7 protein-coding genes and 1 pseudogene are annotated in these 10,025 nt (G+C 73.3%); 4 read left to right on the top strand and 4 right to left on the bottom strand.

The window, feature by feature from the left end:
• Positions 1-966: 966 nt before the first annotated feature.
• Together DKT68_RS32770 and DKT68_RS28405 are read left to right on the top strand one after the other, a co-directional pair.
• Positions 967-1,206: pseudogene (locus DKT68_RS32770) on the top strand (helix-hairpin-helix domain-containing protein); the annotation flags it as partial.
• A gap of 248 nt (positions 1,207-1,454) precedes the next feature.
• Positions 1,455-2,699 carry a low temperature requirement protein A gene (locus DKT68_RS28405; RefSeq protein ID WP_236647110.1) on the top strand — a complete coding sequence of 415 codons (1,245 nt, stop codon included), beginning with the start codon at positions 1,455-1,457 and terminating at the stop codon, positions 2,697-2,699.
• Between the two features lie 304 nt (positions 2,700-3,003).
• Here DKT68_RS28405 and DKT68_RS28415 read toward each other — a convergent pair whose 3' ends face one another.
• Complete coding sequence (locus DKT68_RS28415) at positions 3,004-3,831, bottom strand: hypothetical protein (RefSeq protein WP_109820453.1); 828 nt, start codon at positions 3,829-3,831, stop codon at positions 3,004-3,006.
• A 249-nt stretch (positions 3,832-4,080) separates the two neighbouring features.
• Here DKT68_RS28415 and DKT68_RS28420 point away from each other — a divergent pair, with 249 nt between their 5' ends.
• Positions 4,081-4,287: a hypothetical protein gene (locus DKT68_RS28420; RefSeq protein WP_074310398.1), complete on the top strand. Its 207-nt coding sequence runs from the start codon at positions 4,081-4,083 to the stop codon at positions 4,285-4,287.
• 244 nt (positions 4,288-4,531) lie between these two features.
• A complete protein-coding gene (locus tag DKT68_RS28425) occupies positions 4,532-5,488 on the top strand; it encodes a TIGR03557 family F420-dependent LLM class oxidoreductase (protein WP_109820454.1) in 957 nt (318 codons plus the stop codon).
• Positions 5,489-5,587: 99 nt separating this feature from the next.
• Here DKT68_RS28425 and DKT68_RS28430 read toward each other — a convergent pair whose 3' ends face one another.
• The 3 genes from DKT68_RS28430 to DKT68_RS28440 form a co-directional block, all read right to left on the bottom strand.
• Complete coding sequence (locus tag DKT68_RS28430; RefSeq protein WP_109820455.1) at positions 5,588-7,102, bottom strand: right-handed parallel beta-helix repeat-containing protein; 1,515 nt, start codon at positions 7,100-7,102, stop codon at positions 5,588-5,590.
• A 184-nt stretch (positions 7,103-7,286) separates the two neighbouring features.
• On the bottom strand, positions 7,287-9,251 hold the full coding sequence (locus tag DKT68_RS28435; protein ID WP_109820458.1) for an APC family permease: 1,965 nt from the start codon (positions 9,249-9,251) through the stop codon (positions 7,287-7,289).
• Between the two features lie 219 nt (positions 9,252-9,470).
• Positions 9,471-9,872 (bottom strand): hypothetical protein, encoded by a 402-nt coding sequence (locus DKT68_RS28440; protein ID WP_109820456.1) that lies wholly within the window; start codon positions 9,870-9,872, stop codon positions 9,471-9,473.
• Positions 9,873-10,025: the final 153 nt, after the last annotated feature.

The raw sequence follows: 10,025 nt of genomic DNA on the forward strand, positions 1-10,025 counted from the left end.
TCCCTGTCGTCGCCAACGCGCATGTGCAAAGCTGCGGCGAGTTTTTCTCGTGACTTTTCCGACGAGGTGAGAGGGAGGTTCGCCGTGGAGTGGTCTATCGGACACTCGCTGATAGTGGTACTGGCACTGCTGCTGGGCCTGGCCGCCGGGTGGTTGCTGCGCGGCCGACAGGGCGCACGGGTCAGCGGGCAGGGTCCGTCGGTCGTGGAGGGTGACCCCGTCGCCGGCCTGGCCGTGGTCGCCACGCCGACGCCGGCGGCCACCACGGACGAGGCCCGACCGGCGGCCACCGTCGACTCGGCGCCCGCCGCGGTCGCCGACGAGCCGACCCCGGTGGACACGGTGAGCGCACCGGCCGCGGTGACCACTCCGGACGGTTCCGCTCCGGCGGACGCCCCGAGCGCCGTCGACCCGGCCGACATGGCGTTGACCGACGCCCCGCCGGCCGGCCCCGACGACGCCGACCTCCGGCCCGAGCCCGCCGCGCAGCCCGAGCGGGAGCCCGCCGCGGTCGACGAGCGGTCCGCTCCGGTGATCGCCCCCCGCCGGCCGGCGGACGACCTCACGTCCACCGACGCCCCGCACGCCGACATCGCACCGACCGAATCCTCCGCGATCGAGGTTCCGCCGGCCGACACGACGCCGGTCGAGAGCACGGAAGCCGACGCCGCGCGAGCGGAGGCGACGCCGGTCGAGACCGCGGCGGCCGAGGTCCGGCCCGCCGACACCACCACGCCGGTCGACACCACGCCGGCCGGGACCACGGATGGTGACGCCGCGCGAGCAGAGGCGACGCCGGTCGAGGCCACGGAAGCCGACGCGGCGCCGGTGACCGGTGCGGCGGCGAACGGCGAGGCCGCGGAGCCGGTGCGGGCCACCCCGCCGGTCCGGCCGACCGCCACTCCGCCGGTCCGCCCGGCCGCCGACACCACGTTGAACGGTACGGACACCGGCTCGCAGGGCCCGGCCGACGACTTCCGCCGGATCCAGGGTGTCGGGCCGAAGATGGCGGCCGCGTTGCAGGCCGCCGGTGTACGCACGTACGGCCAGCTCGGCGAGCTGGACGAGGCCGCGCTCCGCGACCTGATCCGCGCCGCCGGCCTGCGCGCGGCCCCGGGGCTGGCGAGCTGGCCCCAGCAGGCCCGGGTGCTGGCCGGCGCCGGCGACGAGGTGGCCGCCGTGCTGCCGGGCGGCAGCCAGGCCTGACGTACGGCTTCGAGCCCCCGGCGGGACCGTCCACGCGACGGTCCCGCCGGGGGCTCGGCCGTTCGGCGGAACGTCCGCGGAGAAGGCCACCACCGCGCGGTGATCGGACTCGGCTTCCCGGCAACCGGGCCATCCGCGCACCAGGCGGCCCCGCCTTCCGGGAAACCGAGTCGATCACGGACCCCACCAGGGGACAACCCCACGAATCCGCCGTAGCGCCGTCGGCTTTCTCGCTACCGTCGATCGAGGTGGACCGGACGGTCCGCCGCCTCAACCCGGCACCGCAGGAGCAGCCCGTGCACTTCGCCGCGCCGGGGCCCGGATCCCGCCCCCCGGTGCGCGACCCGGAGGCCCCCCGCCGGGTGACACTGCTCGAGCTCTTCTTCGACCTCGTGTACGTGGTTGCGCTGGCGCTGATCTCCCGGAGCATGGTGGTCGGCCTCGACTGGCAGCGGGCCGCGGAGGCGCTGATCCTGCTGGCCGCCGTCTGGTGGACGTGGGCGATCACCACCCTGGTCACCGACATGTACGACCCGGAACGCAACGAGATCAAGTTGCTGATCACCGCGGTGATGTTCGGCGCCCTGCTGATGACCACCGCGATCCCGGAGGCGTTCGGCGCCCGGGGGCTCGTCTTCGCCGCCACCTACGTGGCGATCCACCTCGGCCGTGGGCTGTTCCTGATGCCCATCGTGCGGCACGAGACGCAGACCCAGCGTCGGGCCGCGCGGATCTTCGTCTGGTTCGCCGTGTCGGCGATCCCCTGGATCGTCGGCGCGTATGTCAGCGACAACGCCCGGATCCTGTGCTGGACCCTCGCGCTCGCCATCGACTACAGCGGTTTCCGGCTCGCGTACCCGGTGCCCGGCCTCGGGGTGGTGCCGGAGAAGCAGCGCAATGTGACCGCCGAGCATCTCTCCGAGCGCTACCAGCAGTTTTTCATCATCGCCCTCGGCGACGCCATCCTGACCATCGGCACCATGTTCAGCCTGGCGCACTCCGAGGCGGAGAACATCGTGGCCTTCGCGGTGGCGTTCCTGACCACCCTGCTGCTCTGGCGGATCTACGTGCACAAGTCCGGCGAGCTGCTGCCGTTGGCCATCCAGGCGGCCAAGGAGCCGAGCAAGTTCCTGTTCACCGCCCCGTACACCCACCTGCTGATGGTCGCGGGGGTGGTCACCACGGCGTCCGGGTTCCACCTGGTGCTGCACGAGCCGAAGGGGTGGACGCCGCCGGCCTGGCTGGCGGTGATCCTCGGCGGCCCGGCGCTGTTCCTGGCCGGGCGGGCCGCCTTTGAGTACGAGGTGTTCAGCCGGGTGTCGCTGTCCCGCCCCGGCGGACTGCTGGCGCTGCTGACCATCGCGCCGGCGGCGCTGTACCTGCCGCCGGTCTTCTCGTCCCTCGGGGCGATGCTGGTGCTTGCCGGCGTCGCCTACGCGGACTTCCGGCGCAGCCGCGGCAAGCCCCCGGAAGCTCCCGCCCCGCCACACTGAAGCCGCCGACCGCGATCAGCGCGACCCGGCGGGCGCCCAGCGCGCCCGCACTGGTCACCACCGGCATGCCGTGCCCGGCGCGGCGGGCCGCGCGGCCCAGCCGCCGTTCGGCCCGCTCGTGCGCGCCTGCGCCCTCGCACACCACGGCCACCAGCCAGGCGTACGCGAGCACGTCGCAGCGGGCGTCGGCGCGCTCGGCGGCGCACCGTCGGGTCGACGGTCTCGCGCCGGCGCAGCATCGCCGGGATCTCCGTCTCCATGGTGGTGTTCGAGCTGGGCACCACCAGGCCGATCCGGTAGTCGCTCACACCAGCGCCCCGGCGTACCCCCGAACCCGCAGCCGCTGCCCGGCGGAGCAGCCGAGGCGCACCTGGAGGCCGAGCGGCGCGGCGGCCCGGCGTACCTCGTCCAGGTGCAGCGAGCCGTGTCGGTCGACGGTGAGCACCGGCGGCTCCTCCAGCTCGCCAACGGGTGCGTGGAAGGAGAGCAGGGTGACCGAGGTCGTGAGGTACCCCGGGTAGGCGGCGCGGGCCGCCGCCTCGTCCCGGTGTGCGAGCACCACCAGGTCGTCGAGGTGGGCGAAGTCGGCGGTGAGACCGCCGATCTTCCAGTGCGCGGGCTCCTCGGCGGCGCCGGTGAGGTGTCGGGACCGGTTCGCCGAGGTGATGTAGAGGTGGTCCGACCCGGTCTCCGCGAGCGCCCGCTCGAAGAACGCGTTGGACGGGCAGGTCAGACCGGGCGCGATCACCTGGGTGGTGCGCAGCCCCCTGTCGACCTGGGTGAGGTGCTCGGGCAGCGGGTCCGCCGCCGGGCCCCGGAAGCCGAACGGCCCGGCGCCGTAGAGCGCGTCCATCAGCGCCCGGACCCGGCCGACCGGCAACCGCGGCGAGATCCGGGACCAGTCGAACATGGCCGGGATCCGGCCGACCGCGGTGGTGATGCTGCCGACCTGGTGGATCGGCCGGCCCTTGGCCAGGTTGACGCGGGCCACGGTGGCCGCGTCCGGGCGGGTGACGATGACGTAGAAGTTGGCGAAGGCCGCCGCGACGACCGCGCCGCCGGCGAGCGCGCGAGCCGCGGTCGCGATGTCGTCCGGGCGGTCGATGTACAGGGGCGGTGTCGGGGCGTCCATGGAGTCCTCCTCGGCGGGGGCCGTGAGGCAGTTCTACGTCCGGCGACCCGGACGGCGGCCGGGTTGGTCGTCGATCCGATAGCGGACACGCCCGACCCGGTGCGGGCGGCCGATGCCCGGGCCGTACCGATGGTGGGTGGCGTCGGCCGGACGGACGATCCGCGGGCACCGCGGGCAGCAGTTAGCCGCTCGACCCGATTGGGTACATCGCCTGCACCTCGATCCACCACATTCCCCCAGGAGGCAGCGATGCGCGGCACCTCGATACTCGGAGTCATCGTCGTGATCTGGCTGGTGATCGGCGCGATCGCCGCCGGCCAGCGTGGCTACTACGGCAACGACGACACCAACTGCGCCGAAGCCGGCACGATCCTGGTCACCATCGTGGCCGGGCCCCTGAACTACATCGGCGCCAACCCGAAGGTCGACTGCGAGCTGCCCGAGCCGTCCAAGTAGGACGCCGACGTCAGGCCCGCGCCCGGACCGGGCGCGGGCCTTTCGCTGTCCGGGCCCAGCTGGGGGCGCCGAGCCTCCCATCGGTCCAGCTGCTCCTCCCCCGCCGGTCGTGGCGGACGCGGTGGAGCACCGCACAACGCGTAATGCATCCTAGGAGGCTGGTTAGCCGGTCGCGGCCGCGTTTGCCGGCCCGGAGGTCGGGAACCGACCGGCGTCAGACGCCGGACGGAATCGGGAGCGTGGCATGCAGATCGGCTACAAGCTGGCCTCGGAGGGATACGGGCCACAGGAGATCATCCGGCAGGCCGTCCGGGCCGAGCAGGTCGGCTTCGACTTCGTCGAGATGAGCGACCACTACCACCCCTGGCTCGACGCCCAGGGCCACTCCTCGTTCACCTGGAGCGTGCTCGGCGCGATCGCGGCGCGGACCAGCACCCTGCGCCTGGCCACCGGCGTCACCTGCCCGACCGTGCGCTACCACCCGGCGATCATCGCGCAGGCCGCGGCGACGATGGCGCTGATCTCCGACGGGCGGTTCACCCTCGGCGTGGGCGCCGGCGAACGGCTCAACGAGCACGTGGTCGGGCAGGGCTTCCCGAGCGTACGGGGCCGGCACGAGCGGCTGCGCGAGGCTTTGGAGATCATCCGGCTGCTGTGGCAGGGCGGCTACCAGTCGTACGAGGGCCGACACCTGCAACTGGAGGACGCCCAGGTCTTCGACCTGCCGGACTCGCCGCCGGTGATCGCCGTGGCGGCCAGCGGCGAGGCGTCGGCCCGGCTCGCCGCCGAGCTGGGCGACGGACTGTTCGCCACCGAGCCGGACGCGTCGATCGTCGAACACTACCGGCGCGCCGGCGGGGCTGGCCCGCGCTACGCGGAAGTGCCGTTGGCCTGGGCCACCGACGAGCAGCAGGCGGTGCAGGCGGTGTTGCAGACCAGCCGGTGGATGGTCACCGGCTGGAAGGTGATGAGCGAGCTGCCCAACCCGGTCAACTTCGACGCGGCCAGCTCGCACGTGGAGGAGAAGCACATCCGCCAGCTCTTCGCCGTCGGCCCCGACGCCGAGCCGCACGTCGCCAAGGTCCGCTCGTACGTCGAGGCGGGCTTCGACCACATCGTGCTGCAGAACGCCGGCCCCGACCCGGACGGCTTCCTCGACTTCTTCGCCGGGGAACTGGCCGGCCGGCTGCGCGCGGACTGAGCTGAGCCACCGGCGCTCTCGACGACACCGGCCGCCCGGACGATCGTCACGATCGTCCGGGCGGCCGGCCGCGCTCGGGATGGGTGCGCGGGTCGCCGCTCAGCGGAAGCAGTGCGCGATCGGCACGGCGCTGCCCTCGCAGTTGGTCGGCTCGTTCTCGACGACCACGCTCTCGTCGTCGATCTTGACCTGGGCGTGCTCCCCGAAAATGCCGCCCGGCTTCACCGTGGCCGCGTTCCGGGTGACCTTGCTGGTGTAGATCGCCACCGAGCCCTGGGTGGCGTAGACGCCGCCGCCCTTGGACGTCGCGCCGACCGCCTCGTTGCCGGTCACGTCGCTGCCACGCACCAGCAGGTTCGACTTGGCGGCGTAGATGCCGGCGCCGATCCCGTGGGTGGTGTTGCCGTCGACCACGCTGTCGTCGAGCGGCAGCAGGCCCTGCACGGTCGAGATGCCGCCACCGTTGACGGTGGAGGTGTTACCGCGGATGGTCATCTTGCGCATCACCAGCACCGCGTCGGAGTTCGCCGCGCCGCCGCCGATCTGCGCGGTGTTGTGCAGCAGCTCGGTGTCGTACACCTTGGTCCGGGCCGAGAAGCTGGCCAGCCCGCCGCCCTGCGCGGCGCTGTTCTGCGCGAACGTGGTGCTCTCCACCTCGGCCGCGCCCCGGTAGTTGCCGAGCCCGCCGCCGTAGCCGTTGGCTGAGTTGCCGCGGAACTCGGAGCGCTTCAGCGTCAGCACCCCGCCGTTGAGCAGGCCCCCGCCCTTGCCCGCGGCGCCCGAGGCGCTGTTGCCGATGAAGGTGGAGTCGGTGACCACCATGTTGCCGTCGTTGAAGATCCCACCGCCGCCACCCTCGGGGGACAGGGACGTGCTCTGCGTGACGGTGACCCGCTCCACCACCGCGGTCGCGCCGTGCACCACGTGCACGCTGCCACCCTCGATGGCCGAGCGCCCGTTGTGCAGCTCCACGTCGCGCAGGGTCAGCTCACCACCGTCACGGACGGTGAAGAAGCGGAACGGGGCGGCCTGGGCGTCGCGAGCGATGGTGGCGCCGGCCCCGTCGATGGTGACGGGCTGGTAGATCACCGGCAGGCCGGCGGTGTCGTCGGCCGGGTTGTGCGGCGGCGCCTCGGCGTCCCCGGGGGTCTCCGCGGCGTCCGCCGCCTCCCGCGCGTCGCGGATGCCGCCGTCGTACTGGTCGGTCTCGTGGAACGCCTCGGTGAGGGTGTAGCGGCACTTCGGGGCGAGCCGCAGTTCCGCGCCGCCCTCGGCGTTGGCGGTCACCAGCGCGGCCACCAGCTTCGCCGCGTCGCAGGGCACCGACACCACATCCCGCTTGCCGGTGCCCGCGGTCTCGGGAACAGCCCGCTGCCCGCCGTCGCCGCGGCGCTCGGACCCGCTCTGGTCGTCGACATGCCGGTCGTCGTCCCAGGTCGCGGCGCTCAGCCGGCCCAGCCCCGGGAGGGCGATGTCGCGGTCGGCGGCGGCGGCGACACCGGCCACGCCGGCCGCCCCCACCACCAGGCTCCCAGCGAGAAACCCGCCGGCTAAGAACCATCGGGAACGCCGTCGCGGTCGTGCCGGGCGATCTCCTCCTCGGTACGTGGACATCAAAGGGCCTGCCTTCCTGCCTGCCTGAACGTGACGGCGCGCCAACCGGGCGCCGGGGGATCGACGTGCCGCCGACCGCCAAAAGTCACGATAAAGCCGCAATACGGACAGGTAGGTGTGAACGTGAAGGTTGCTGCCATTCATCTTCAAACACGCCGGGCGGCCCGCCGGGATCGCGCCCCGGTCACCCGCCGACGTGGATGCCGGGCCGGCGCAGCGGGTCCGGCTCGGTACGGCGGATGATCTCCCGCACCACCGGCGGGGTGTCCCCACGACCGAGGATCAGGTACCGCAGCAGGTGCGCGATCGGGCTCCCCTCCGACCACTCGAAGTGCGCGTGCGGCCGTACGCGGGTGGCGTCGCGCAGCGCGAGCAGGATCGCGGCGATCGCGTTGGGCGCGGCCGGGCTGCTGGCCCGCAGCACCCGGAAGCCGCCCACCTCCACCCCGTGCACCCGCAACACCTGGCTGAACTCCGACGGATCGACCACGTCGATCTCCAGGAACAGCACGTCGGCGGCGCCGGGCACCGGGTTCATCCCGCGCTGCGCCCGTTCCTTGACGGTGTACTCCTTCACCGAGCCGCTCTGCCGCTTGTTCGCGATCAGGTGCAGCTGCCCGTCGTGCGCCAGCGACTCGGCGATGAACCGGCGGGCCGGCTCGTCGAACTCGATCCGCTCGGCGCGCAGCTCGGTCGTCCGGGTGACCCGGGAGATCAGCGAGACCATGATGATGCCCAGGACGAACAACGCGGAGATGGTGATCCCGTCCGGCTGCTCGATGACGTTCTCCAGCAGCGCGTACAGCAGCACCAGCGTCAGCACGGTGAACCCGACGGCCGCGACGCGCCGGTGGCGGCGCGCCGCCGAGATGGTCACCGCCACCGCGCCCGAGACCATCATCGCCAGGATGCCCGTGGCGTACGCCCCGGCCTGGGCGTTGACGTCGGCTCGGAAGGCGATCGTGATGGCGATGCTGACCAGGGTGTAGACGATCACCACCGGGCGCACCGCCCGCCCCCACTCCGGCGCCATGCCGTACGAGGGCAGGTAGCGGGGCACGATGTTGATCAGGCCGGCCATCGCCGAGGCGCCGGCGAACCACAGGATGAGCACACTGCTCACGTCGTACACCGTGCCGAACAGCTCACCCAGGTGGGTGTGCGCCAGGAAGGCCAGCGCGCGGCCGTTGGCGGCTCCGCCGGGCCGGAACTCCTCGGCCGGGATGAGCGCCGTGGTCACGAAGGTGGTCGAGATCAGGTACACCGACATGATCAGAGCGGCGGTGGTGAGCAGCCGGCGGGTGTTGCGGACCCGGGCGGCCAGCCGGGCCTGCGCGTCGTGCCCGCGGGCCGCCACCAGCGGCATCATGCTGACCCCGGTCTCGAACCCGGACAGGCCCAGCACCAGCAGCGGGAAGGCCAGCACGGCGGTGACGAGCACCTGGCCCGGCCCACCGCCCTGCGTCGTCAGCGCGGCGGTCCAGTCCGACACGATGCCCGGGTCGGTCACGATCCGGGTCACCGCGACCACCACGATCACCGCGTTGAGCAGCAGGAACACCGCGACCAGCGGGATGGCCACCACCACGGCCTCACGGAAGCCGAGCAGGAACACCCCGCCGAGGATGAGCAGCAGCGCCACGGTCACCACCACCGGGACGTACCGGCCGTGCAGACCCTCCGGCAGGTACGGGTTCTCCAGCAGGTGCACGGTGGCGTCGGCCGAGGAGAGCGTGATCGTGATGATCCAGGAGGTGGCCACGAAGCCGAGCAGCACGAGCACGAAGATCTTGCCCCGCCAGAACGGCAGCAGCCGCTCCAGCATCGCCACCGAGCCCTGCCCGTGCGGGCTCTCCTGGGCGACCCGCCGGTACATCGGCAGCATCCCGAACAGGGTGAGCGCGACGATCAGCAGGGTCGCCAGCGGGGAGAGCGCCCCGGCGGCCACCGCCGCGATGCCCGGCAGGTACGACAGGGTGGAGAAGTAGTCCACGCCGGTCAGGCACATCACCTGCCACCACGCGTGCGCCCGGCTCTGCCCCTCGGTCGCCTCCGGGCCGGGCGGCTGCACCCGGTGCTCGAAGAGCCACCGCCGCAGCGAACTGGCCGGCGCCGCCGGGGGGACCGGGCTGGCGACCCGCTCGGGCATCACCACACCCTGCCGGCCACCCGTGTGCGGGCGGGCCGGATCGCGGGCGGCGCGCAGCGCGGGGTCCGGGCCGGTGTGCGGGTGGCGGCGTCCGCTCCCGCGTCGCGGTTTCCCCCGGTGCTCGTCAGCCATCGCCCGTCCCACCCTCGCAGGTCCTGATCCGACGGTAGGCGGTGCCCCGCGCCCCGGCCGGCGGAACGGGGCAGGCGGGTCGCCCGCTCAGGGCACGTCCGTGCCGGCGAGCAGCCGGGCCAGGGCGGGTGGATCGACGACGGTCACCGTGGCCGCCGGGTGCCGGGGCCGCCTCCCGGGCGCCAGCGCCGGCACCGGTACGCCGAAGCGCAGGCAGAGCCCACCGGCCGTGGTGCTGCCGAAACTCACGCCGCCGTCGGCCAGCGACAGGTGCGGGCCGATCGCCCTCCACCAGCGGTACGGGCCGCTCACCTCGACGCCGGTCACGTTGGCCCGGTCGGTGTGCAGCCGCCACGGGCCGTACCGGATCAGCACACTCCGGTCGGTCACGGCGACCCAGGCCGTCGCCGGCCGTACGCCCAGCAGCGCCAGTGCCGGGCGGAACACCGGGTCGAAACGGAACGGGAACCGGGTCGCGGGGGCGCTCATGCCGCACCCGGGCGAACGACGGGTCGCGGCACCGGGCCACCCGGCCGCAACGGGCCGGGCCGCGCGGGCCGGGGTCGGGCGGCGGGCCGACGCCGGGCCAGGACGGTCATGCCGCGGGCGTACCCCGTCCACGCCCGCGGCATGACCTGTCTC

This window comes from Micromonospora acroterricola (assembly GCF_003172955.1).
In the GTDB taxonomy this organism is placed as follows: domain Bacteria; phylum Actinomycetota; class Actinomycetes; order Mycobacteriales; family Micromonosporaceae; genus Micromonospora; species Micromonospora acroterricola.

Bases quoted from the DNA above. Each gene is read 5' to 3' on its own strand.
- DKT68_RS28420 (WP_074310398.1), top strand. From the start codon at position 4,081: ATGCGCGGCACCTCGATACTCGGAGTCATCGTCGTGATCTGGCTGGTG.
- DKT68_RS28425 (WP_109820454.1), top strand. From the start codon at position 4,532: ATGCAGATCGGCTACAAGCTGGCCTCGGAGGGATACGGGCCACAGGAG.
- DKT68_RS28435 (WP_109820458.1), bottom strand. From the start codon at position 9,251: ATGCCCGAGCGGGTCGCCAGCCCGGTCCCCCCGGCGGCGCCGGCCAGT.
- DKT68_RS28415 (WP_109820453.1), bottom strand. From the start codon at position 3,831: ATGGACGCCCCGACACCGCCCCTGTACATCGACCGCCCGGACGACATC.
- DKT68_RS28440 (WP_109820456.1), bottom strand. From the start codon at position 9,872: ATGAGCGCCCCCGCGACCCGGTTCCCGTTCCGTTTCGACCCGGTGTTC.
- DKT68_RS28430 (WP_109820455.1), bottom strand. From the start codon at position 7,102: ATGTCCACGTACCGAGGAGGAGATCGCCCGGCACGACCGCGACGGCGT.